Genomic DNA, 25107 nt, shown 5'->3' with positions numbered 1-25107 from the left:
CGGAAGGATGCCTCGTGTCAATAAAATTGAACGGTCCCGTCCTTGTCGACGATTTCGACGCGCCGCATGCTCAGCATTCTTTCCCACCACCTGCGGTTGGCGGCGTACCACTCGATGGTCTTCTCGAGTCCCTCCTGGAAACGGGCGCAGGGGCGAACCTTCAAGACGGCTTCGGCCTTGGCGGTGCTGGAGATGTGGTGCTGGACCTGCCCGGGTCGGTCGGGCGTGAAGGTGATCAGGTTTTCCGAAAGCCCGAGGAGCTTCAGGATCATCCGGGCGATGCCCAGGATGTCCAGGTCGAACCCGGAACCGAGGTTGAAGACCTCCCCTATGACATCCGCGTCATCGGCATGGAGCACGAGATCCAGCCGTTCGCAGGTCTCTTGGACGAAAAGCCAGTCCCTCTTGGCCGTCCCGTCTCCGTGGATGGTGAGGGGTTCGCCCAGCAGCGCGCTGCTGATGAACCGGGGAATGACCTTTTCGAGATGCTGATAGGGGCCGTACTGATTGAAAGGCCTGACGATGACGATCGGGAGATCGTAGGTCCGCCAGTAGCTGTAAACCAAGCGATCGGCGCCGGCCTTCGCGGCGGCGTAAGGCGTCATCGGGTTCAGGGGATGGTCTTCATCCATGGGCTGATACAGGGCGGTGCCGTAAACCTCCGATGTGGACACATGGATGAAGCGCCGGATATGATCCTTGTTGCGCAGGACCGCGTTGGCGACCGACTGGGTGCCCAGGACGTCGGTCTTGAAGAACTTTCGGTCGTCGAAGATGGAGCGTGCGACGTGCGTTTCGGCCGCGAAATGCACGACGCAGTCGACCTCCCTGACCAGATCGAGGACGAGCGCCGCGTCGCAGACATCGCCCCGGATGAATCTGAAGTTCGGATTTTCCTTGATTTCGCTCGAGAAATTCTCCAGGTTGCCAGCGTAGGTCAGGGCGTCGAGAACGAGGATGCGGTATTGAGGGTACCGTTTCATCAGGTAGTAAACAAAATTGGTGCCGATGAAACCAGCCCCGCCGGTCACAAGTATCCTGAGTCTCAATGTTCGGTCCAATAACGGCCGGGATGGCGCTCCCGTCCGAAAAGGGTTTGTAAGGGCAGGGATAGGCCTCGCTTTGTCCCTGGTGTGTGCGGCGCCGAAAAAAATCGTTTCAGGCCTGCGGGTGCCCGACAAGGATCCCCGGTTGAGCATGGATAGGGGATTGCTCGAACACGCCAAAAACTATAACAACACCGGAGACTGCGGGGCAAGGTTTAAAAATGGTCGCTGGATTGGGGGATTTGAGAGGTCCGATACGTAGGAGCCGGGCAGGGGGTTTTCAGGGTATGGATGAATGCGTTTGCCTGGGGATCAGGCAGGAGGCCGTGTGCAGCCGGTGGGGTTTGATTTGGGGCGTTCCCCTGTAAAGGATGCTACGCGGACGGTCCGCGAGGGCCTGGTCCTGTGCGGAATCTCCGCGGTCATCGTGGCGTGTTTCGTTTGGGCGCAGCACGACCTGTTTTTCAATCTGCTCGATGAGGGCTCTTTATGGTACGGGGTTTGGCGGACGGGCGCGGGGGAGGTTCCCATAAAGGATTTTCTCTCCTACGATCCGGGCCGGTACTATTTCTGCGCCGCACTCACCGGCCTTTTCGGCGACGGCCCGATGGGGCTCCGCTGGGCCGCAGGCGTTTTTCAGTGGCTGGGCTTGTCGTGCGGGATGCTGGTCTTGAAGCCGATGCTTTCGAGCCGTCTGGCCCAGGCGGGCGCCGCCTGCCTGATCATGATCTGGATGATCCCCTGGTACAAGACCTTTGAACAAAGCATCGTGCTCATGGCTGTTTACGGTGCGTGCCTTCTGCTGGAGCGGCCCTCCGGTGCCCGCTTTTTCTGGGGCGGGTGCTTTGCCGGCCTAGCGGCCTTTTTTGGTCAGAACCACGGCGCCTACATTGGGCTGAGCTACCTGACGGTGATGTTTCTGGCAGGGATCGGGGCTGAATTCCGTGCGGTGCTTCATCGGTTCGGCGCCTTCACGGCGGGGGTCCTGACGGGTTTGCTGCCCCTCGCCGGCATGCTTGTCGGCGTGGACGGTTTTCTGGAAGGCTGCCTGAGACGGTTTGAGTTCATTGCCTCTGGCGGAGCCAATCTTTATCTGGAGGTGCCCTGGCCGTGGAGGGCCGGCGGCCCGGGAATGGACGGAATCCGGTTCTTGCACGAGCTTTGCACGGGCCTTTTCTTCGTGCTGCTGCCTCTTTCTTATGCAGCGGTCCTGATCGGCGCCGCGGTCGGCGCGATCAGGAAGCGCCCGCGGACGCTCCCTGATTTAGCGGTTGCCTGTGCCGTGGTGGGTCTGCCCTACCTGCACCATGTCTTCGGGCGCGCGGATCTTCCCCATCTGGCGCAGGGAATCCCGGCATTCTTGCTGCTGGCGGTGTTTGCCGTCCGGTGGCTGGCTCGAGGAGGGAGGGCCTGGCATGGGGTTGCGGCCTTCGCGGCCGGAGCCGGGTTGGTCTGCGCCTCCTGCTTTTCCGCGGGCCTTGCGAACCCCGCTTACAAGAGGTTCTCCGCTCCGCCCGGAGCGTTGGTGAAAACGGAGATCGGGGGGGATGCACTGGTGGTGTACGGTGCGGAGGCGCTCACGATCGACGGGGTCAAGGATGCGGTCGCCCGTCATCTCGACCGGGAGGATCGAATCCTTGTGGTGCCGTACTGGCCGGGGTTCTACCCGATTCTCGAAAAGACGTCTCCGCTCTGGGAACTCTACTTTCTCTTTCCTGATTCGGAAGAAAGACAGCTGGAAAAGATCGCTGCGCTCGAGGAGAAGAAGGTTGGATGGGTGTTCATGGGAGAGGAGGTGGTTCTGCGCGCCGACGGGCTCTCCTTCAGGGACACGCATCCTTTGTTATGGGAATATATCGAGAACCATTTTACCGCGGTGAGTCAGGGGAAGGGGGGGGTCTTCGGCTGGATGCTCATGAAAAGGGTACCATTGCCTTTGGCCGGGGGTCTATAGTAGGGTTCCAGAAACAAGTGCATGAGAAAAGGGAGTGCAGTTTTTGAGGGCCTTATACAGAGGTCTGCGCCCCAACCCTTCGTGCCGGGCTCTGCCTTCTTTGCAGGCTGCGCCTGGTAGATCTGTACCTATAGGGTCGAAGAATTCCGTTTTCCCGTGGGTAAAGCCATTGGAAAAAAGAGCTTTTTTCGTGAGAATAGGAAAGGTTTAAGGGTATTGCGAACCGTCCTGATCAACACCTATGACAGGCTGGGCGGCGCTGCTATAGCCGCTCGCAGGCTGCACAAGGGGCTGGCCGCCGCAGGGGCCGAGAGTCTCATGATCGTGCGCCAAAGCGATTTTCATGACGATGCATCGGTCATTCCGCTTTTCGAAGGGATGGAATCTCCTGCCGACCTTCGAGAGCCCTTTTGGGTGGAAGGCACCCTGGAAAGCTACCTTGACAAGAGGCGCACTGGCATCAGCAATACCTATTTCTCGCTCCCCTATCCAGGGTGGGACATTTCGGGGCTGCCCGAGTTGAGAGGTGCGGAGGTGATCAACCTGCACTGGGTTGCCCGATTTTTGTCGCCTGTCAGTCTGCAAAGGCTCTTTTCGCTGGGAAAACCCGTGGTCTGGACTTTGCACGATCAGCATCCGTTCAGCGGCGGATGCCACTACTCCGCCGGCTGTGAGGGGTATCGCCTGGAGTGCTCGGGGTGCCCCCAGATCGAGCCGGGTCCTTTCGACCTGCCGGCTATGGTATTGAAGGACAAGGCGGAGCTGTGGAGGGGAGCCCAACCGGTGATTGTCACACCCAGCCTCTGGATGGCCGGGTGCGCGTCCGCGAGCGCCCTGTTCAAGGGGCTCCGCATCGAGGTCATTCCAAACGGGATCGACACGGAAGAGTTCAAACCCGGCAACCGTGAGGAGGTGAGAAAACGGCTCGGCATCGAACCGGATGCCTTCGTCGTTCTTTTTTCCGCAGACAACTTAATGGAAAAGCGGAAGAATATCGCTTCGCTCTGCACCTGCCTCAATGCGTGCCTGGAGGATCTTACGTTTGCGGATCGCGCGCGAAAGGGAAAGACCCGGGTGTTGGCATTCGGGAGCGGCTCCGAGGAAGTTCAAGGGCGGATCGGTTTGCCGGTGAGCGGACTGGGCCGCCTCTCCGACTTGGAATGGATTCGGGATGCCTATGGCGCGGCGGACGTGTTCGTCTTGTCGAGTCTCGAAGACAACCTCCCGAATACGGTTATGGAGGCCATGGCCTGCGGCACCCCGGTGGCGGCGTTCGAGGTGGGCGGCGTCCCCGAAATGATCGAGGATGGTAAGACCGGGAGGCTGGCGGCTGCGGGGGATCTGGAGGCCTTGACGCGGGCGATCCTGGATCTTGCCGGGGACTCGGCAAAGCGGTTGGCCATGGGAGAACGTTGCCGCCGGGTTGCGCTCGAGCGATTCGCTCTGGGGCATCAGGCGGCCGCCTACCTCGCTCTCTTCGAGGAACTCTCCGTCAAAAATGGCCGCGGCAGGCAGGACGCGCAGGGGAGGAAGTCCTTCGCCACGGGGCCGGGAGAGCCGGTCTTTCTGCGTGAGACAGGCCCCCGATTCGCTTCGGTTTATGCCGGCATTCTGATGGAATTGTTGAAGGAAACCCTGCTTTCCGGAGAAAAGAACGCTCCTGGCATGGCGGCTGAAGCTGACCGGTTTGTCGAGGCCGGCAAATTCCCTCCGGCAAGGATTGGAGAACTGAAGCGGCTGAGGAGTGATATCGAAAAGGACAGCGACGAGACAGCAAATCTAATCGGAGCGCTCGAAGGGGCAATCGAGGATCTGAGGAAATCCCTTGATGCTGTTCTGGCGCAGCGCGACGGGCATCTCGACGCGCTTGTCCACTATGAGCAAACCGCTGTCGAATTGCGTGATGAACTGGATGTAATCTATTCTAGAACGGGATGCCTGCAGGATGAAAATGAATCCCTTAGAATGAAAATTTCTTCGTTTGAGACTGAAGCCGATGAGAACAAGCGTCGATGGGCTGATCACATAAGGTCGAATCATTCGATGATCAAAGAGATGGATGATATAGTTAGAAAATCCCCAGATTTAAAATCCGGGACGAGCCTCCCGGTAAGAAGGTTTCTTGCATCGCACAAACCCTTTGCCGAACTGCATGAATTTCTGATGGATGAGAATTTCCGGATGGATCTATGCGAGGGGGAGGACACGTTCAACCACTATTTTCGCTTGCTCGATGAACTCTATCTCGCCAGTCTGCGCTTGCTGAAGACATTCGACTTTGCCGAACCTGCCGAGAGCGGCGTTGCGGCGGCTTCTATAGACGCACCTGTCATCGAGGCGCTCAGCTTCGCGAGGACGCTCGGGGGGGATTTCGACGACCGTGCCATGGCGTTTCTTTTCGAATTGGCCGTTCGTCTGAAAAGGGTATTGGTCGTCAATGCCACCCGGCGGAATCTCCAGGCGGCCTGCATCATGGCCGGGGCCGGGGCGGAGGTGATGGTCCTGGGGGTTCCGAGTTGGGTGAAGGAAAGGGAAAAGGCTTTTCGATTCGAGGTCCAGGAGGAGCCTCTGGCAGAGTGGCTCGGTCTGGAGGCGGCTGACGCCTTGGCACGCTATGACGGCCTTGTGTGGGACAATGAGGCGGCCCGTCGAGACGTGCGCCTTATAAAAGGACGATTGGGGCGGGACAGTCTCATCGTTCAGACGGGCGGCGCGCCGGCGGGCGAAGATCCCGTTTTGGCAGAACCCATGAAAGCGCGTACGTTCCATGGTGTGAGGATTCTCGAAGGCCCCCCCGCTGCCTGGCTGGATCCGGCCGCCAATGATAAATTGGTCTATTCGTCGGAGGAGTGGCCGCGGCGGACCCCGGTGTTCGAACTGCCTCAAAAGATGCCTTCGGGGAATCCTTGGCCAAAGATTTCCGTTGTGACGGTGACGCTCAATCAGGGGATCTTTCTGGAGGAGACCATCCGCTCTGTCTTGATGCAGGGGTATCCGAATCTGGAATATATCCTGATAGATGGAGGTTCGACGGACGGCACCTCCTCCATTTTGGAGCGCTATCGGCACAGGTTCGCCTTTTGCGTCAGTGAAAAAGACAAAGGGCAGTCCGACGCCTTGAACAAGGGGTTCAGACAGGCGACAGGCGAGATTCTTGCCTGGCTGAACAGCGATGATCGCTATCTGCCCTGGACCCTGGTTCGTGTGGCGATGGCCTTCGACCAGTACGGGCCGGATATGGTGGCCGGCGGATGCGAACTGGTGCACGGCTTCGAAAAGAAGCCTTTCCATAGGCATCATAATGCGATGCCTGTAGGGGAGGTGGTTCCTTTGCCGTTGGATCGGCTCCTGGACATTGACGGCTCCTGGCAAAAGGGGGGTTTTTTCTTTCAGCCCGAAGTCTTCTGGACTCAAGAGATCTGGCGCAGGAGCGGCGGAGAGATCGACGGGTCCCTGTATTACAGCATGGATTATGACCTCTGGGTGAGGATGGCCCTTGCAGGGGCCGGAATCGTACATGTCCCCGATGTTCTGGCGCTTTTCAGGGTGCACGGGGAGCAGAAGACCCATGGGGATCTACCCTTTTTGGCGGAGCTGCAGCAAGTGAGCCGGAAGCATCGCGGGGAACGGGGTTGATGACGAATGCCCGGGAGCGTATTCGGGGGAAGCTCGAGAGCGGAGCGGCCCTGAAGGTTCTTTTCCTGAATGACATCGGTTTCCGCTATGGGGCCGGGTTGGCGGAGTTGCGCCAAATCAAGTCGTTTCTGATGATGGGGCACGAGGTCAAGGCGCTGTGCTGGGATGCCGGCGAAAAAGAGCCTTTGGAGATGATCCTGGCGGGTGCCTCCGAGGCCTGGCAAGGGCTGCATTCCAGAAAGCACCTGCATCTGGAGTGCGGCCGGAGCGCAGGGGCGATCGTCGAGGCACTGACCGTTGAGATCGCAGCCGAGGCGCCTGACGTGGTGATCGTCGGTAATCTGCATGCCGCTGGATGGCCTCTGGAGATCTTCCTGGGGTTGAGGGATCTCGACGTCTTGACGGTCGCCTACGCCCATGACTGCTATCTTTTCACCGGCCGGTGCGCCTATCCCGGCGAGTGCCGTCTGTATCTGACCGGCTGCGATGAAAGCTGTTTGACCTGTGATAGTTACCCGCCCCTGCATGCCGGAGATATTGCCGAGGCGTGGAGGCTCCGCCGGACGATCTTCAGCGGGACTTCAGGGATCCCGCTTGCGACCAACAGCCTGTGGACCCTGGGCTTCGCCCGGTCTGCCCTGGGGGATTCCATCAACGCAGAGGTGGTTTATCTCGGCCTCGACACGGATGTCTTCAAACCCATGCCCCGCGATCTGTGCCGGCGATTGCTCGGCATCCCCTTGGACGCCTTCGTCATTCTGGGCGGCGCCGTAAACGTGCAGGATCACCGCAAAGGGGGCCGCTTTTTCGATGAAGTGTTGGCGATCCTTCAAAATGAGGCCTGTTTCCTGCTCTTCGGCGACAACTCCACGCGGTTCGAGCGTGCCCACACGGTGGGGTTTGTGGACGAGCATTGCAAAATGCCGCTTCTCTACGGTGCTGCGGATCTTTTCATGGCGACCTCCACGGAAGAGGCATTTGGTCAGACGATCATGGAGGCCGCGGCCTGCGGAGTGCCTGTCGCGGCATTTGCCGTCGGCGGCGTCCCCGAAATCGCGCGGCACGGGCTGAACGCGCGCTTGGTGGAAGAGGTCGGCGTTGCATCTCTGGTGGATGCGTTGCGTTTTTTTATGTCGTGTCCCGACACATGCCGTGAGTATGGCGAGGCAGGCCGCAAGCTGGCAAAGGATCGCTTCAGCCTGCTGGGACAGGGGCTGCGTTGGAACGAGTATATCCTGAACCAGGTCTCTCTTCCTGATCGGGTCGAAAAGGCCGAGTCCGAGCGTGGAATCAGAAGTCCTCCGGCCCTCTCTGAACACGGCAAGGATCTGACACCCGAGATTTCCGTGGACAGAGTTCCCCGGTTCTGCATCGTAACGCCCTGTCTGAACGCGGAGGCGTTTATCGATGAAGCCATCGCCGGCATTCTGACGCAGGCTGGTCCTTTTCGGATACGATACCATATCCAGGACGGAGGCTCGAGCGACGGAACCCTGGAGAAAATCGAGCAATGGGAGAAACGCCTCAGTGGTGGATCCCTGCCGCTTTTTTGCAAGGGCATTGAATTCAGTTTTGCAACCGGCGCAGACAAAGGCATGTACGATGCCGTGAATCGCGGCTTTGAGCATATCGGTCTCGAGGAAACGGATTACATGACCTGGCTCAATGCGGATGACCGGCTGCTGCAGGGAGCGTTTGCAGCGGCGGGACACCTGTTGGGAACGTTCAAGAGTGTGGATTGGGTAGGGGGCCGTGCGGCGCTCATCGATCAGGAAGGCGCAATGACTGGCGTTTTCGAGCTTACCCCTTATCCGAGAAGGTCCTTGAGAGCAGGTATCTTTGACGGCCGGCGTCTGGGGTTCGTCATGCAGGAAGGGACTTTCTGGCGGGCGGCCCTATGGCAGAGGGTCGGCGGTTTGAGGCCTGATCTGCGGCTTGCTGGAGATTTCGATTTATGGAGGCGGTTTGCCGAATATGCCGAATACGTGGTGGCTGATTTCCACTTTGCCTCGCACCGAAGGCGGCGAGGGCAGCTCTCCGAATTCTTGGACGACTACTATGAGGAGGTTGAAAGGATCGTCGACAGGGAGGTGCGCGATGCGGAATGGGAACGCCACCAGCGGGTGGTACGTTCGCTGGATGCGATGGAGGTCTTTGGCTATGCAGGCAAAGTCATCCGGTTCAACTTTGCGACCCGAAAATGGGGTTTGCGAAACGAGGCATATGATTGTAGAGAAACAGACCAATCTATAATCGTTACGCCGAACTGTACCAAGCTCGCGACCGGGATGACGTTCCTGTCCGGATTCAGGGCCAAAGAGGTGGCTTATCCGCACTTGAGCCTACCTGCTGGAATCCGCTGGATCATCAACCCGGAGGCATGCCTGAGCATCGATTGTCCGAAGGCCGAAGAATATCTGCTTGGTTTCCGCTGCCGCAGCTTTCATCAGAATGTGCACGGGGTTCTTGTTCATGAGGATTGTGAAGTTACACCCTTCGTGGTTCCGTATACCGGGCATGAACGTGATTGCCTGGTGCTCTTGAGGGCATCGCTCCATGAGGGGGTGAATCGCTTGACGTTGAAGCTGACTTTGGAAGATGCAGCCATCGAGACCCCTGATCTCTGGCTGCTGATGATCGCGTGCGAAGCGGTCCCTCTTGCGGAAATATGCTCCATGCCGTGACAGGCTGCTAAATCTCGGGATGCAGGGATTTATGCAGGGGTAGGAGGGGGCAGGCGGGACCGTGAAGGAGACCCTGCATTCCGGCAGGGGAAGCCCTCTTTTACTCGTCTGTCCCATTTCGATGTTGGTCGAAGATTAGGCAAAGTTGCCTGCGGTGGGCTGGGAAATCTTGCCCATGCTGATCCATGGCCACGGGCGAAAGCAAAAAGTGATGTTTATAGCGCACATATCCACACATGATCCGGTTTCGAACGACAACCGGCAGCTTCTGGAACTTCACCGGTCTTTGCTGCGTTCCGGGCATATGTCTCGCTGCATTGTTCTCAATAAAAATGAGGATGATGAAACCGTCATCAGGGTGAAATCACCGGAAGGGAATGCTGCCAGCTTCGGTTCGATTGTCCAGAGGGCCTACATAGACCAGAATCGGACCACTTTCCGTTCAGACCCTTTCAGGTTCCCCTATCCCGGATGGGATGTCTCCTCCTCCGAGTGGATCCGAGGCGCAGACCTGATCCACGTTCATGATGTCGCGGGGTTCCTGTCTCCCGTGGGGCTTCAGCGGGTGTTTGCTTCGGGCAGGCCGGTCGTATGGACCCTGTATGGGCAGGAGCCGATGACCGGGGGCTGCCATTACGCGGGCCGCTGCGAGAAATATTGTGATGGCTGCGTCGGCTGTCCGCAGCTGATTGACGATCCCTATGGCCTGCCGTCGGTTTTGCTCGAGGACAAAACAGCATTGTATCGAGCGAGCTCTTTCACTGCCGTCGCAGCGGATGTCTGGATCCTTGAGTGTGCAGAAAAAAGCAAGGTCTTTCGCGGCAGGCAGATCCGGTTGATACGAAAAGGGATCGATGCGTCTGCATTCAAGGTGCCGACGCAAAGAGAAGCGAGAGGAAATGGCAGGGCCTGGAAAGGTATTCTGAAGGTGTTCATAGCTGGTCCGTGCATGCGGGCCGAGGGCCGCGATGCGAGGGGGGCCTGGGATGCGTTCCGCTCGCTTCTGGATGCTACGGAGATTCGAAAGCTGGTGCAGGACGGGACCCTCCAATTCATTGCGCCGGGGATTGGGAACCGATCCGAAGGCGAAACGGGGCTGCCGTTCATCCGTGTGCCATATCCCGAATCGACGGATGCCTGGAACGCGTTGTATGAGTCCGTCGACCTCTATTTCGCGCCGGTCCTGACTTCGGGTTTGCCTGCCGGCCTTTTGGAGGCCATGTGTTGCGCCGTACCTGTCATGACCCTGGATCGATCGGATACGCGGGATCTCTTGGAGTCCGGCGAGGAAGGCTGGCTGGTCGAACCGGGGGATTTTTCGCAAATGGCCAATGCGCTTTCAAGGTTGGCGGCGGACCGCGTCAAGATCCGGGAGGCCGGGAATGCGGCCCGCGCGGCGGTGGAGGTGAAATGCGGCTCTGAGCGGATGGTCGGGCAGTATTTGGCGCTTTACGGCAGTTTGATGGAGAATCGCGCAACGAGGACAGGCTCGGCGGTTATGGGGCCAAGAGACTCCGGAGTTTTGGAGACCTTGTGGCACAGCCCCCGCTGCGAGGCTGAGACAGCGTCCGGGCAGATGGGCCCGTTTACGGCTCGAATCTATGACGACCTGCTTTCTTGGTCCCTCAGAAAGACATGCCCCGGACTTCTGAAGGCAGCGTCGACTGCGGAATCTGAGAAAGCGGATCTGCGTAAAAAATTAATGCTTCTCGAAGAAAAGGTGTCGCATCTTTCATCCGATCGGTCCATAAGGATCGAACTTGTCGAGGAGTTGGCGCAACGGTTTGCCGCAGTCGATCAGCAGCGCTCGATCCTTTCGAATCAGAACAGATCTCTGAGGGAGGAAATCAGATGCAAAGATTCAGAGATCGAGAGGCTGGGTTTGGAGCTTAACCAGATTCGGTGGAATCTGTTCCACCCTTCGGATCACGATCAGCAGGCGTGTAAGATTGATCGGGAGTCGGAGCGGCTGCCTATCGAGGGACACGGCATCGAGTCCTATCTCAGACCGACCCAGATGGGCTTCTCGAAAGAGCAGATATGGGGTTTGGAGGAAACCTTCCGTAGCAAGCAGGCCGAGCTCGATTCTCTGGCGCTGCAATTGTCCCGTCTGGAGGCGGACCGGATAGCACGGGGGGATCAGATCGCGCTTCTTCGGGATCGCCTGACGTCGGTGGCAGAGGAGAGCGAGGCCCGGTTGGAGCAGATCACCGTGTTGAATGCCCGTGTGAAGGAACTCGAACGGGAGTTGAACGGGAAGTGCGAAACGGAGGGCAGTCTTCTCGATGAGGTCGGGCGTCTGGAGGCGGACCGGATAGCACGGGGGGATCAGATCGCTCTTCTTCGGGATCGCCTGACGTCGGTGGCAGAGGAGAGCGAGGCCCGGTTGGAGCAGATCACCGTGTTGAATGCCCGTGTGAAGGAACTCGAACGGGAGTTGAACGGGAGGTGTGCAACGGAGGGCAGTATTCTTGAAGAAATGGGGCATCCTGCCGACGGAGATCATTTAGAGGGAGGCACTGATTCGGTGCCCGGCCGTAAAAAGGCCTTTTGTCGATAACCTCTGGTTACAGGGATACATGTTTAAGAGTTTTTACTATTTCATCCGGCTGTTAGTCCTTCAGCGGAACATGATCTGGTCGATGGCGAAGCGTGAGATCGCGCGGCAGTATATGGGATCCTTGCTGGGTTTTATCTGGACCTTCGTCAATCCTGTGATCCTCGTCGTGGTTTTTTGGGTGATTTTCAGTTTGGGTTTCAGGGTCCAGCCGGCTGAAAATGTCCCGTTCGTCGTATGGCTGACATGCGGCATGGCCGCGTGGTTCGTGTTTGCCGACATGGTGAATGGCTCGGTCGGGGTCGTTGTATCCAATGCCAACCTGATCAAGAAGACCCTCCTGCACTCGCAGATCCTCCCCATCGTCAAGGTGGTGGCATCCCTGATTACCCATTCCATTTTCCTCAGTGTGCTGATCCTCCTGATTCTGTTTCATCGGATGCCTGTCAATCTTTATTACCTGCAGTTTCTGTACTACCTTTTCGCCATGACGACGCTGGCGCTTGGCATCGGGTGGATCGGCGCCTCTCTGAATGTCTTTATCCGAGACATATCCCATGTGGTCAATGTTTTCATCCAGGTGGGTTTCTGGGCGACACCGATCTTCTGGAATTTGGAAATGATGCCCCCCGAGATCCATATATATCTTGAACTGAATCCGATGTTCTATATCGTTCAGGGCTATCGTGACTCCTTTATCTATTTTGTCCCTTTTTGGGAGCGGCCTTATGAAACGCTTTATTTTTGGGCTGTTGCCGGATCGCTCTTCGTCTTCGGAGCGCTGGTGTTCAAACGGCTGAAACCCCATTTTGCCGATGTCCTTTAGAAGCAATGCGGGGCTGCGACCGATGAACAAGGATAAGCAACCGGTGATCGACGTCAGGGGGTTGACCAAGACCTACAGGCTTTACAACAGCCCCCTCGACCGTGTAAAGGAGGTCTTTCACCCTCGACGCAAACGGTATCATCGACCGTTCGACGCCCTGCGCGATGTCTCTTTCACCGTCTACGCCGGTGAAACCGTCGGGATCGTCGGCCGCAACGGCAGCGGTAAATCGACGCTGCTCCAACTCATCTGCGGGATCCTCGAGCCATCGAGCGGGGTTGTGTCCGTATCGGGCCGGGTGTCGGCGCTGCTCGAACTTGGCGCCGGTTTCAACCCGGATTTCACGGGGCGGCAGAACGTCTATCTGAATGGCGCTATCCTGGGGCTGCGCAGTGACGAGATGACGCGGCGATTGGATGACATCGCCGCGTTCGCCGATATCGGTGACTTCCTCGACCAGCCTGTGCGAACCTATTCGAGCGGTATGTTCATCCGCCTGGCCTTCTCCGTCGCGATCAACGTGGACCCTCAGATCTTGATCGTCGACGAAGCCCTGTCGGTGGGGGACGAGATCTTTCAGAGGAAGTGCCACGCGCGCTTGCAGGAGTTCAGGAAGGCCGGGAAGACGATTGTTTTCGTGTCCCACTCGGCCCAGACCGTGGTGGAAATATGCAACCGGGCGCTTTTGCTCGACCAGGGCGAACTCATTCTCGAGGGGACGCCCAAGCACGTGGTTTCGAAGTATCACAAACTCATCTTTGCGCCGCCCGACAGGGTGGAAGCGGTGAGAAACGAAATCAGGATCGGAGCCGAAGGCGTCTTCTCGAAGGCCGTTCCTCCGGAACGAACCGGCGGAGCAGCGGCAGGTGATTCGGACGGGATGAAGGCCTTTTACGACCCGAATCTGATTCCGAAAAGCACCCTTTACTATGAATCCAGGGGCGCGGAGATCGCCGATGTGCACATCACCACCCTGGACGGCGAACGCGTCAATGTACTGGCGCCCAGACAGGAATATGTCTATACCTACCGGGTGACCTTTCATGCGGATGCATTCAATGTGCGGTTCGGTTCGATGATCAAGACCGTGAGCGGCCTCGAACTGGGGGGTGCCGCTTCTTCGACGCTTTTCGACGCCTGCCCCTGTGTGGAGGCCGGCAAAGTGGTGCTTGTGAAGATGCGGTTCCGGTGTCTTCTTCACCCGGGCGTCTATTTCATGAATGCCGGTGTCACGGCTGTGTTGGGAGGAGACGAGGTCTTTCTGCATCGGATAGTCGACGTCGAGATGATCAGGGTGCAGCAGGAGGAGGGGATGTTGACCACGGGGATCGTTGACTTCTGCATCGAGCCGGATCTGTGTTTTGAGACGGCAAAGGGATGACCGGCCGGAGCCGCTTGCATCTGGATCGGTCGTATCGGGAAAGGAAACGGGGCACATGGCTGGAGCGTGCATTGTGGTGCTGGGTATGCATCGGAGCGGGACATCGGCGCTGATGGGTATCCTTCATCATCTCGGCCTTGAACTGGGGAAGATCATGATGGCCCCGACAGAGGGCAATCCCAAAGGCTATTTCGAGAACTACCGGATCTGTGCCCTGAACGAAAAGATCTTCCATGCCTTCGGTGCCACCTGGGCCGACGCCTTCCTGCTGCAGGACGGATGGTGGGAGGACGCCGCGTTGAACGGGATCAAGAGGGAGGCGGAGCGTATTCTCGATGAAGAGTTCACCGGGGAGGGCGTCTTTGGCATCAAGGATCCACGGATGTGCGTCCTTTACCCCTTCTGGCGCAGGCCCCTCGAAGAGAGGGCGGATCGGCTGGTGGTTGCCCTCCCTTTGAGGAACCCGTTCGAAGCGGTGCGATCCTTGTGCAGGCGGGAGGGCGTCGGAGAGCGGCAGGCGCAGCTGCTTTGCCTGCAGCATATGCTGTACGCCGAGTTTTACAGCCGGCATGCCCAAAGGCATTTTATGCTGTTCGACAGCCTGCTGAGGGATACGCCTGCAGCCATCGAAGATCTCACGAGCGCCCTGCGGATCGACTGGCCTTGCTCTTACGAGGAGGTGAGCGAGCGGATCGAGGCGTTCATCGATCCCGGCATGCGACACCACAGCGTGGACGAGGGCGATGCCGGGCAGGATTATCCCGGGAGCCGGCTGGTCGAGTGCTATCGCTTGCTTCAGAAGGCGGCCGGGGAGGGAGGGCTGACGGATTCAGACCTGGATCGGCTCGACGATCTGAGGGCGGATTTCACCGCCGTGAGGGATGCGTTTATTACCCCCGGGATCCGGGTGCATCTCCGGCGCGGGGTCGAGCGGGCGTTTCATGAGGATGGAGAGCAGGCGGATCCGGTCCGCTTCCGGGAAGAGACTTGATCCAGGGCCATTGGACATGCAGGGCATCAGCATCGTGATACCCATCCTGAACGGGGGGCGGATCTTCGAGGAAAGCCTGCTGGGAATAAGGGCTCAGGACTTCGAGGGGCCTGTAGATCTCCTGGTGGTCGACTCGGGATCCACGGATGGAACGCCGGCAGCTGCGGAGCGGGCTGGGGCGCGGGTCATCCGTATACCGAACCGGTCCTTTCACCATGCGAGGACGCGCAACTTGGCTCTGAAGCACACGATCTATGAAGACGTTGTCTTTATGGTCCAGGATGCCATCCCGGTGGGGAACCTGTGGCTCAATCATCTGCGCAGCGTCTTGCGGGAAACAGGGGCTGCGGCAGTGTATGGGCGGCAGATCGCCCACGCCTCGGCGGGGCCCTATGCCCGCTGGACCACGGAGGGATTGAACCGCTTTCTCGGGCCGGATCGGCGGCTTCAGTCTCTCGCCTCCCCCGACGCCTACGCGGAGATGACCTTCGACGAGGCCTACCGGGTGACCAGGCTTGACAACGTCTGCGCGCTCTACCGGAAAAAACTCCTTCTGCTCCACCCGTTCCCGGAGGTTCCCTATGCCGAGGATATGGCCTGGGCGAAGGAAATCCTCTTTGCAGGCGAGCGGATCTGTTATGACCCCGATGTTGTGGTGAGGCATTCGCACGACCGGCCGGCGGACTATGTCTTCAGACGGCATGTGGTGGACAGCGTGTTCTGCGGGAGGATTCTGGGAAAGTTGCGCAACGATTTCTCAGGGTTGTCGGTGAGCGATTTGATCGATGTGTCCCATGGCGTCGAATCCCGGGTGAAGGGGTTGATGGGCGGGGATTTCCGGTCGCAGGGGAAACACCTCGAAAGCGGCGGCCTGTTTCCCTATCTCTATGCCCGGTTTTCCTTTCGGAACACCTGCCGGAGGTTTCTGCTCCGGGGGTTGCGGAGGCTGAGGGGCGGGAGCGGCTTTTCAAGAGGGGAGATTTTGGGTAAAGCGTTGGCTGAGGTGGACTATCACTGGCGGTCCATGCGGGAATCGCTGCCGCCGCTGAGGGAAGCGGAGGCTTGGGATGCCCTGCAAAAGCTGGCGGCCGGCGTCCTTGGAAAATGGTATGGGGACACGTATGCGGCCCAGGCGGCACGAGGGGTGTTGAAGACGGATCTGCAGCGGTTTACCAGGCCTTACCTTTCAGGGATATGAGGCCGTCTGAGGATGACGGAAGGGCGCTTTCCTTCGAGAAATTCTTTCTGCGGATGCGGGTAACAGGTTTGTTCCCTCTGAAAGATGAGTCGCACATAGAGAGACAGGGTGCGCATCGCGTTGATGCCTGCGGGGCGGGCGATTGACGGCGCGGGGCGGTTTTGCAGGGGGAGATTCAGACAGAGGCGTAGGAATGCGGTGAAGGTTTCCCATATCAATACATACGATCAGATGGGGGGGGCGGCGAGAGCGGCCTATCGGCTGCATCTGGGGTTGCTGGGGATCCGTGTGGAAAGCCGCATGCTGGTCCGCTGGAAGCATTCCCGGGAAGGGACTATTCATTGCGCCGACCCCGGAGAAAGACCCCCGCGCCTTGAAAAGGATTTCCGGCTGATCGAGGCCGTGCAGGAGCACTATATCCGAAGATCCAGAACGTCCGTCAGCAATACGCTCTTCTCCTTCCCCTTCCCAGGGGTCGATATCGGCGCGCTCCCGGAGATCCAGGGGGCGGATATCGTGAATCTGCATTGGGTCACCGATTTTTTGTCGCCTGTCACCTTGTGCCGGCTTTTCCGTTCCGGGAAACCGGTCGTGTGGACCCTTCACGATCAGGAGGCCTTCAGCGGCGGCTGCCATTACAGCGCCGGCTGCAGGGGTTACGAAGAGGGTTGCCGAGATTGTCCCCAACTGCAGGATGACCCCCTGGGATTGCCCGCCGCCGTGCTGAAGGACAAGCAGGGATTGTTCGAGGGGGCTGATCTGACGATTGCGACCCCCAGCCGCTGGATGGCCGAGTGCGCGCGGCGGAGCCTTTTGTTCAGAGGGCGCCGGATCGAGGTCATCCCTAACGGCCTCGAAACGAACGTTTTCAAGCCTTCCTATCGGCCGAAGGCCAAGGAGCGGCTCGGGTTGGACCCGGATACCCGCACGATCCTTTTCGGGGCCGAATACGGCACCGAAAAGCGGAAGGGGTTTGCCGAACTGGTGCGCGTGCTGTCGAATTGCCGCAGGGATCCGTCTTTCGAGGCGTGGATCGAGGAGGACCGTATCTGCCTCCTGTGCTTCGGGTATCCCCCCGCCGAGTGGGAACAGGCCGGTTTGAGAGTGATGTCGCTCGGGTATTTGTCTTCGCAGGAGGCGGTCCGCAACGCTTATGTAGCCGCCGATGTCTTTGTGCAGTCCTCCCTCGAAGACAATCTGCCGAACACGATGCTCGAGGCCATGAGCTGCGGCACACCGGTGGTCGCGTTTGCCGTCGGCGGCATGCCGGATGTCATTCGGAGCGGGGAAAACGGCTTCCTGGTCGCTCCGGGGGATATCAACGGGATGGCGATCGCTGTGATCGAGACGCTGTCGGACGAGGAGAAGAGGGCCTGCCTGGGCCGAAATGCCAGACGCGGCATCGTTGACCATTTCTCCCTGCGTCACCAGGCAGGAAGATACCTGAAGCTCTACGAGTCTGTTCTGAGGGATCGCACCAGGCGGAAGCGTGAGACAAAAGGCGCGCCGGCGGCGCCTGGCGCAACTGGGGGCGGTCCGCTGCAGGGGGATGCGGTTTGGAACGTGGACTTCGGCGGGGATGTCGAGAGGCTGCGCGTCCCTTTGAGGCTGGAAAGCTCAGAGCGTATGACGCGATTTCTCGAGGAGGAGAACGACGCTCTGAAGGCCGAGTCCGAAGCGCGTTTGCATCAGATCTTTTCACTAACCGAAGACTTGGCCCGAAAGCAGACCGAGATGAATAATCTCTTCTCCGAGATGGATCGCCTCCAAAAGGATCGGATAGCTCGGGGCGGACAGATCGAGAGTCTGCGGCAAAAGCTGGCAGAGGTCGAAAAGGAGAGCGGGGAGCGTCTTCAGCAGATCCGCCGCCTGGACGAACAGACGGTCCAGTTGAATCAGGCCCTGAAGGATAAAAATGAGACGGAAGGGCGGCTCGTGGCCGAGGTGAGGCGGCTCGATGCGGACCGGCTCGAACGGGGCGGGCAGATTGAAAGATTGCTGGAGAAACTGGCGGGTCTCGAGGAAGATAACGCGAAGCGGCTCGAACAGATCCACCGTCTGGACGGGTACACGGTCCAGCTGAATCAGGCGCTGAGGGAGAAGAATGAAACGGAAGAGCAGCTTCTGGCCGAGGTGAGACGGCTGGACGCGGATCGAATCGAACGCGGCAGACAGCTTACCCTGACAGGGAAAAGGGTGAAGGATCTGGAAGAGAAATGCGCCGCTCAACTGCGGCAGATCAGTGCGCTCTACGATAGGCTGGAGAAAGTGGAGGCCGCGCTCGATGGAAAGACGAAGGCGGAAGAGATTTTCCAGGCCGAGATTACGCATTTGGAGAAGGACCGGAGAGGGTGCATCGAGCAAATCGATCGTTTGACGAAAGAGCTGGCGAAAAAGGATCCTGACAGTGCTGCGCGGATCACAGCCAAGGACCGGCTGATTGCCTCTCTCGGTAAGAAGTTGAAAGGATTGGAGAAGGATCTGCAGCAGTGCCGGGAAGCGCTGAGCCGGGAAGAGGAAAGGATCAGCTTGAGCGAAAAATCGTCATTGAGGGAAGAGACTGACAAACAGAGGTTGCAGGAAAGCCTCGCGAAGTGCGAAAACCGCGTCGTTGAAATGGAGGCCAGGATTCGACTGGCTGAACGGGAACGGGAGCTGATGAGTGCGAAGCTGGAGGCGCAGAAGAAGGTGTTGGGCCGCCGCCTTGTCAGGATCCTGCGTGCACTCAGGTTATTGCCGTGATCGCGTTGATTTCCATCCGGAAAGGGTCTTTGTTGCCGGTCTCGGCGTCAATTTGCCCGTTTGCTTGTGCGGCGACCTACAAGGCCGCCTTCGCGCAAACGCTTGAGCGCCTTGACACTGGAAAAACCGGGGCCCGCCCCGCATGGATGGGACTGAGCACCCGAGGGGTGTGAACAGATCATCATTTCCGGATGAGCACGAGTCGAGCCGGGGCTCATGCACGAACCTGGTTGGGCTTGTGGAGAAAATTGTGCCGACGGTTAAGGACGAAAATGTTCAACCTGCCTAAAATCAGCATCGTGGTCCCCTCGTTCAATCAAGGGCGGTTTCTCGGGCAAACCCTGGAAAGCATTTTCAACCAGGGCTATCCCGCATTGGAGGTCGTGGTCATGGACGGGGGGTCTTCCGATGACAGCGTGGAAATCATTCAGCGCTTCGCGCCCCGATTGACCTTTTGGCGAAGCGAGCCGGATAACGGCCAAACAGAGGCGATAAACATCGGTGCCCGATACTGCAGCGGGGAGCTGATCGCCTGGTTGAATTCGGATGACTGCTACTGGATGGATGCGTTGTGGACGGTAGCGCGCGTATACCTGAAACATCCGGGCTACGGTTTGTATGTCGGGAACGGCTTGCGCTACAGCCAGAGCGAAGACCGTTACACCCCTTTCTGTCCCCGCCACGTGGCCCTGAATCGGCAGGCGCTCATCGAGGGCCTCGATTACATCCTGCAGCCGTCTACTTTCTTCCTGCGCAGGGCCTGGGAGGAGGCCGGTGGGCTCGACGAGAGCCTCCAGTATTGTATGGATTGGGATATCATCGTCAGGATCGCCCGCGATCGCCCGGCTGTTGCGATCAACGAATTCCTCTCGGTCAGCCGGGAATACGGCGAGACCAAGACGGCCAGCGGAAAGATGCGGCGTGCGATCGAGATCCTCGATCTCGCCCGGGTGCACAGCCGAAAGGACGTGACGCCGGGCGCCCTGTTCTATTTCCTCGAGACCCTGCTCGATGCAGGGAACGATGCCTGCCTCGAGCGCCTTCGCCCCCGATGCTTCGAGATGATGGGGGCCATCGGCGACCATTTTGCAGCCTGTTACGGCAACCGGGACGGCTTTCCTGAAAAGGGAGACCCAGGGGACATCTGCTACCTTCCTTTCCCAGGGGCCGGCGTCCCATCTTCTCCCGTCGGATTGTCCGAAGACCGTCTGCCTGCCATCAGCGTCGTGACACCTTCCTACAATCAGGCGGAATTCCTGGGTCGTACCCTCGACAGCCTCTGCGGGCAAGGGTATCCCCAGCTGGAAATGATCGTCATCGACGGCGATTCAACCGATGGGAGCCAGGAGATCATCCGGTCCTATGAAGACCGCCTTTCCCACTGGGTATCGGAGCCGGACGCCGGGCCTGCCCAGGCTATCAACAAGGGGTTCGCCCACGTCACCGGAGAGATTGTCGGCTGGCTGAATTCAGACGATTGCCTGTCTGCCGGGGCCTTGTGGGAGGTTGGAAAGGCCTTCGCGGAGGATCCGGAACTAGACCTGATCTACGCGAATGCGCTCTATATCGACGAACACGATCAGATCTTTCTTGCCGATCACGGGCACCAGAAGACGGGGGTGTACTACGGCCGGATGCAGCCGCGTGAACTGGTTCCCGCCTACTGGAAGTATGTTCACGCCGTCCCTCAGCCGACGGTGTTCTTTCGACGGCATCTGTTGGAGCGTTGCGGATCGCTGGACGAGAGCTATCATTTCATTTTCGACTTCGAGCTTTTTTGGCGTTTTATGCAGGTTGCGAAGATCCGGAAGATCGAAAAGGTCCTGGCCTTCTATCGCATCCATTCAAAGGCGAAGACCAGTGACTGGGGGAATTTCGAGATCGAGCTGTACCGGTTCAGCCGCCCATGGTGGCCGTCCATCGGAACGCCTGAGTACCGTGCCACCCTTCAGGACTTCCTGGCTCATTTCATGCAGCGCAAGTACGCTGGGTTGCCCCAGGGTTTCAGATACTCCTGGGTGAAGTTTTGGGCGGGGCTCTCGATCAGTATGCACATCGGGAACCCTGAGAAATGGCGTTTCCTGAGGCCGAAGCCGCAGGCGCTGAATGGGTCGGGGGCAACGGGCACTGGCAGCGGCGCGGGTTCGGGGTGCAGTGTTGCGCCGCCCTGCCCCGGCGCAATGGAGCTTTCGCTGCCAGGGCGCAGCGACGACGCCTGGCCCCTGCCTGAACGGGGCGCCATGCGATACCGATCCTTTTTCTGCTCATTTCAGTTTCCGCGCTACCCGGGTCACTCCGGCGGTGAAATAAGGGACTTCCACATTCTGAGGCACCTGTTGGGCTTCAGCACGGTCGCGTTTTTCGCTCTCTACGAAGGAGGCGATGACGGGCGTACGCCTGCTTTGGAGCCTTTTGTGGAGCGGTTGTTCGTCGGGAGCCATGCGGTTGAAGATCAGCGCACCCTTTGGGGCTCCACAGCCAGCTTTCTCCGGGGCAGGCAGATTCCCGTCTGTGCTATGCGCTACCACTACGATGTCCATGAGCGCTTTCCGCGGGTCCATACGCAGATCGCCCCTGTGCTGCAGGCCGCCCTCTCCGAAAACCAGCCTGATTTCCTTTTCGTGAGCCCTCAGAGCAACCCTGTGGCGATGGCCCTCGATGTGAAGCCTTTGAAGACCAGACTTATTATGGGTTCCTATGATGTAGAGGGCGTCCGAATGCGCCGGCTGGCAGAATCCCAGCGGGGGATCAGGCGCTTGGCCGCCGCTTGGGAGGCGCAGCGCGCGAAGCGCTTCGAGCAGGAGAACCTGGGCCTGTATGACGGCATCATTGCGGTGAGCGACCTTGACAAAAAGATCTTCATCGAAGAGTATGAATTCCCCGAAGAGCGGGTCCTTGTGGTGGACAACGGGGTGGACCCTTCCTATTTCCGGTATCATGAACGAACGGCTTTGCTGGAACACCCTGAGATCGTCTACACCGGCAGTTTCACCTATCCGCCCAATCGAGAGGCCGCCTGGCGGTTGATCAGGCGGATCATGCCCCTTGTTTGGAAGGAACTTCCGGAAGCCCGCCTTTGGGTCGTGGGGCAGTCACCCGGCCCGGATCTGATGGAAGCCGGCGACGGGAGGCGGGTTCTGGTCACGGGCAGGGTGGAGGATGTGCGCCCTTATTTGACGGCCGCGGCGGTCGGATGCGTTCCTCTTCTTTCAGGGTCCGGCACGAAGTACAAGGTGCTCGAGGCCATGAGCGCGGGGATGCCCCTCGTCTGCTCCCCCATCGCCGCCGAGGCGCTGGAGGTGGAGAACGGGGTCCATCTGCTGATCAGGGAGAGTGACGAGGACTTGGCTGAGGCCATCGTGAAGTTGATTCGTAACCACGAGATCGCCCTCGCCATGGCACGAAACGCGAGGCAATGGGTGGAGAAACGCTACGCCTGGGAGGCCGTGCTGCCCCGTTTGGATGGGTGGCTCGATGCGCTTGCCGCTATGCCTCGTCTGGTGGAAGCGTCTGGCGGGACGAGGCGGATTTGAATTGAAACGAGCACTCATCCTGGGGATAGGTGGACAGGACGGGTATTATCTGACCCGCCTCCTGAGAGAGAAGGAGTACGATATTTGGGGGGTGCTTCTGCCTCAGGATTTGACGCAGACGGCCCTCGAATCGCTGCGCGATGACGTGGTGTTGATGCAGGGGGACATCTCCGACGAAGTCTTCATGGCGCGCGTCCTGGAGGAGGTGCGGCCGGCGGAGATCTACAACCTGGCCGGGATCAGCTTCATTCCGCTTTCCTGGGAACAGCCCGGCCTTGTCGGCCGTGTGAATGGCGCCGCTCCAGGGCAGATCCTGGAGCTGATCCGGACCAATCTGCCCACGGCCCGGTTTTTCCAGGCTGGAAGCAGTGAAATGTTCGGCCATGATCCTTTCGGCTCCCCTCAGAACGAGAAGACGCCGTTCCGCCCCGACAACCCCTATGCCTCTGCGAAGGTGTTCGCCGCGCACCTCGTACGCAACTACCGCGAACACTTCGGGTTGTTCGCCTGCACGGGCATCCTTTACAACCACGAGTCGCCGCGCAGAGACCCCCGGTTTGTGACCCGCAAGATCACCCAGGCCGCAGCCTGCATTTCACGCGGAAGGTGCAAAGATCTCGTACTGGGCAATATTCATGCCCGAAGGGACTGGAGCTACGCCGGAGACACGGTCAGGGCCATGTGGTTGATGCTTCAGGCCGAGAGCCCGGCGGACTATGTCATCGGATCCGGCACGCTCAAGAGCATCACCGATGTGCTCGAAATCGCCTTTGAGGCGGTCGGACTGGATTGGCGCAGACATGTGCGCTCGGATCAGAGCATTTACCGGCCGCTCGAAACGCGGCCCCTCTTGGCTGACCCATCGAAGGCCCGCAGGGAGTTGGCCTGGGAAAGAGAGGTGTCCTTTGAGGAGTTGATCCGCATGATGGTTGAGGCGGATCTTGAACGAGAGGCCTCGGAAGAAGAATAGATGACCAAGAAAAGGTTCATTCGAATCGGCGAAAAATGTTTTCAACGGATTGTACCACGTTGTTCGCTAGGAGTAACCATGTCCCGTGCCAGTGTCATTTTTGTCGTTTTCTTGCTGTCGATCGGTGCTTCCATGACGGGCTGCAGCGATGGGAAAGAGGAGCCCGCATCGAAAACCCGGCAAACTGCTCCGGCAGCGGTGCTTCCCCATGTCATGACAACCTTCGCGCAGGAGCTTGCCGTGGTCGGGGAGGCCCCCAAAAAGGCGGCCGCGGGGGCGGTTGTCCCCCTGATCGTCCGCGTAAAAAATGCTTCAGAGCAGGTTTGGCCCGCAAAGGGCGTCTCGCCGGAGGATGTCGGAAACCGCATCCGTCTGGGCGCTTATTGGGTGTCAGCCCAAGGGAAGCAGCTCCCCGAGGAAGGGTACGCTCTCTTGACGGAGGATCTGAGGCCTGGCGAATCGGCGGAACTCGCGCTCGAGATCAAGGCCCCCGATGCGAGAGGTGTGCATGTGCTTCACGTCTCGATGCTGCAGGAGGCGGTGGCCTGGTTTTCCGCCAAGGGTGCTGAAGGTCTGGATATCCCGATGATGATCGAATAACCAACGGCAAAGTCGGCCATCCGGAACCTCCTTTCCGGATGGCCTATTTTTAAGTATCCCGGGCCTATTCTATCCGTATAAAAGTCAGAGGCGGACGCTTTTCGCGGCGGCCGTATGCATCCTTTTGCCGCCTTGGGGGCAAATGAAGGCGGCACTCCGACGAAAAGGGGCGGCATGATGAAGGTGTCCATTATCGTTCCCTGCTACAACGAGTCCTCCACCATTGAAGAGATCCTCAGCGCTGTCGATCATTCACCCGTTCACGACAAAGAAGTGATCGTCGTGGATGATTTTTCGACCGACGGGACGCGCGAAAAGCTCCAGCGCGGCATTGCAGCGCGGGTCGACAAGGTCATCTATCATGACCGAAATTCAGGCAAAGGAGCGGCTATCCGGACCGGCATCGCCGCCGCGACCGGAGATGTGATCATCATTCAAGATGCCGATCTGGAGTACGACCCGCAGGAATACCCGAGACTGCTTCAACCCATTCTGGATCAACGCGCCGATGTGGTCTATGGCTCCCGCTTTCTCTCGGACGGCCCCCACAGGGTGGTCCATTTCTGGCATCGCCTGGGCAATGGTCTCCTGACCCTCCTTTCGAACATGTTTACGGGTATGGCTCTGACCGACATGGAGACCTGCTACAAGGTTTTTCGCAGGGAAGTGATTCAGGGCATCCGCATCGAGGAGGACCGCTTCGGCTTCGAACCGGAGATTACGGCCAAACTGTCCAGAAAATGGAAGCGCGAGGGGTTGCGGATTTACGAGGTGGGAATATCCTACTCCGGGCGCAGCTACCGGGAAGGCAAGAAGATCAATTGGCGCGACGGGGTGCGCACGGTCTACTGCATCCTGAAGTACAATCTCTGGCAATAGGCTCAAACCGCCGAGATTCATATGCGATTAAAAAACCGTTTTCCTCATTCATCGCAATGTTCGACTGAACCTCCAAGCCAATACATACAATAGGCTCAATGCTATTGATC

The 25107-nt window shown here is 58.8% G+C and carries 14 protein-coding genes; 13 read left to right on the top strand and 1 reads right to left on the bottom strand.

Annotated elements, in window-relative coordinates; translation table 11 throughout:
- Nucleotides 1-17: 17 nt before the first annotated feature.
- Complete coding sequence (locus tag H567_RS0104355) at nucleotides 18-1049, bottom strand: dTDP-glucose 4,6-dehydratase (RefSeq protein ID WP_028320463.1); 1032 nt, start codon at nucleotides 1047-1049, stop codon at nucleotides 18-20.
- 334 nt (nucleotides 1050-1383) lie between these two features.
- Between H567_RS0104355 and H567_RS0104350 the strand changes: the two genes are divergently transcribed.
- From H567_RS0104350 to H567_RS0104285, 13 genes are all read left to right on the top strand, one after another.
- Nucleotides 1384-3000, top strand: a complete 1617-nt coding sequence (locus tag H567_RS0104350; protein WP_153306050.1) for a hypothetical protein — start codon at nucleotides 1384-1386, stop codon at nucleotides 2998-3000.
- A gap of 216 nt (nucleotides 3001-3216) precedes the next feature.
- Nucleotides 3217-6636 (top strand): glycosyltransferase, encoded by a 3420-nt coding sequence (locus tag H567_RS26920; RefSeq protein WP_051184479.1) that lies wholly within the window; start codon nucleotides 3217-3219, stop codon nucleotides 6634-6636.
- Nucleotides 6636-9320 carry a glycosyltransferase gene (locus H567_RS0104340; RefSeq protein ID WP_028320461.1) on the top strand — a complete coding sequence of 895 codons (2685 nt, stop codon included), beginning with the start codon at nucleotides 6636-6638 and terminating at the stop codon, nucleotides 9318-9320. Before H567_RS26920 ends, H567_RS0104340 begins: the two co-directional genes overlap by 1 nt.
- A 358-nt stretch (nucleotides 9321-9678) precedes the next feature.
- On the top strand, nucleotides 9679-11880 hold the full coding sequence (locus tag H567_RS0104335; protein WP_161626563.1) for a glycosyltransferase: 2202 nt from the start codon (nucleotides 9679-9681) through the stop codon (nucleotides 11878-11880).
- A 19-nt stretch (nucleotides 11881-11899) separates the two neighbouring features.
- Nucleotides 11900-12703 carry an ABC transporter permease gene (locus H567_RS0104330; RefSeq protein WP_028320459.1) on the top strand — a complete coding sequence of 268 codons (804 nt, stop codon included), beginning with the start codon at nucleotides 11900-11902 and terminating at the stop codon, nucleotides 12701-12703.
- A gap of 22 nt (nucleotides 12704-12725) precedes the next feature.
- A complete protein-coding gene (locus H567_RS0104325; protein WP_028320458.1) occupies nucleotides 12726-14084 on the top strand; it encodes an ABC transporter ATP-binding protein in 1359 nt (452 codons plus the stop codon).
- A gap of 55 nt (nucleotides 14085-14139) precedes the next feature.
- Nucleotides 14140-15075, top strand: coding sequence for a sulfotransferase family protein (locus H567_RS23110; RefSeq protein ID WP_035253433.1), 936 nt, complete (start codon nucleotides 14140-14142; stop codon nucleotides 15073-15075).
- A gap of 16 nt (nucleotides 15076-15091) precedes the next feature.
- Nucleotides 15092-16273 carry a glycosyltransferase family 2 protein gene (locus H567_RS0104315; RefSeq protein ID WP_028320457.1) on the top strand — a complete coding sequence of 394 codons (1182 nt, stop codon included), beginning with the start codon at nucleotides 15092-15094 and terminating at the stop codon, nucleotides 16271-16273.
- 198 nt (nucleotides 16274-16471) lie between these two features.
- On the top strand, nucleotides 16472-19015 hold the full coding sequence (locus H567_RS23105) for a glycosyltransferase (RefSeq protein WP_051184478.1): 2544 nt from the start codon (nucleotides 16472-16474) through the stop codon (nucleotides 19013-19015).
- Between the two features lie 272 nt (nucleotides 19016-19287).
- Nucleotides 19288-22548 (top strand): glycosyltransferase, encoded by a 3261-nt coding sequence (locus H567_RS26915; RefSeq protein ID WP_051184477.1) that lies wholly within the window; start codon nucleotides 19288-19290, stop codon nucleotides 22546-22548.
- Nucleotide 22549: 1 nt separating this feature from the next.
- The gene (locus tag H567_RS0104295; RefSeq protein ID WP_028320456.1) at nucleotides 22550-23518 is read left to right on the top strand and encodes a GDP-mannose 4,6-dehydratase; all 969 of its coding nucleotides are present in this window, start codon (nucleotides 22550-22552) and stop codon (nucleotides 23516-23518) included.
- Between the two features lie 78 nt (nucleotides 23519-23596).
- Complete coding sequence (locus tag H567_RS0104290) at nucleotides 23597-24118, top strand: hypothetical protein (protein ID WP_028320455.1); 522 nt, start codon at nucleotides 23597-23599, stop codon at nucleotides 24116-24118.
- A gap of 177 nt (nucleotides 24119-24295) precedes the next feature.
- Nucleotides 24296-24997 (top strand): glycosyltransferase family 2 protein, encoded by a 702-nt coding sequence (locus tag H567_RS0104285; protein ID WP_028320454.1) that lies wholly within the window; start codon nucleotides 24296-24298, stop codon nucleotides 24995-24997.
- The last annotated feature ends 110 nt before the right edge of the window (nucleotides 24998-25107 follow it).

This window comes from Desulfatiglans anilini DSM 4660 (genome assembly GCF_000422285.1).
GTDB classification, from domain to species: Bacteria; Desulfobacterota; DSM-4660; order Desulfatiglandales; family Desulfatiglandaceae; genus Desulfatiglans; species Desulfatiglans anilini.
Note: the sequence above shows the minus strand (reverse complement) of the source record. Positions and strands in the feature narration are given on the sequence as shown.

Excerpts from the sequence above, each read along its gene's own strand:
- H567_RS0104340 (WP_028320461.1), top strand. The coding sequence starts at position 6,636 with ATGACGAATGCCCGGGAGCGTATTCGGGGGAAGCTCGAGAGCGGAGCG.
- H567_RS0104330 (WP_028320459.1), top strand. The coding sequence starts at position 11,900 with ATGTTTAAGAGTTTTTACTATTTCATCCGGCTGTTAGTCCTTCAGCGG.
- H567_RS0104325 (WP_028320458.1), top strand. The coding sequence starts at position 12,726 with ATGAACAAGGATAAGCAACCGGTGATCGACGTCAGGGGGTTGACCAAG.
- H567_RS23110 (WP_035253433.1), top strand. The coding sequence starts at position 14,140 with ATGGCTGGAGCGTGCATTGTGGTGCTGGGTATGCATCGGAGCGGGACA.
- H567_RS0104315 (WP_028320457.1), top strand. The coding sequence starts at position 15,092 with ATGCAGGGCATCAGCATCGTGATACCCATCCTGAACGGGGGGCGGATC.
- H567_RS26915 (WP_051184477.1), top strand. The coding sequence starts at position 19,288 with ATGTTCAACCTGCCTAAAATCAGCATCGTGGTCCCCTCGTTCAATCAA.
- H567_RS0104290 (WP_028320455.1), top strand. The coding sequence starts at position 23,597 with ATGTCCCGTGCCAGTGTCATTTTTGTCGTTTTCTTGCTGTCGATCGGT.
- H567_RS0104285 (WP_028320454.1), top strand. The coding sequence starts at position 24,296 with ATGAAGGTGTCCATTATCGTTCCCTGCTACAACGAGTCCTCCACCATT.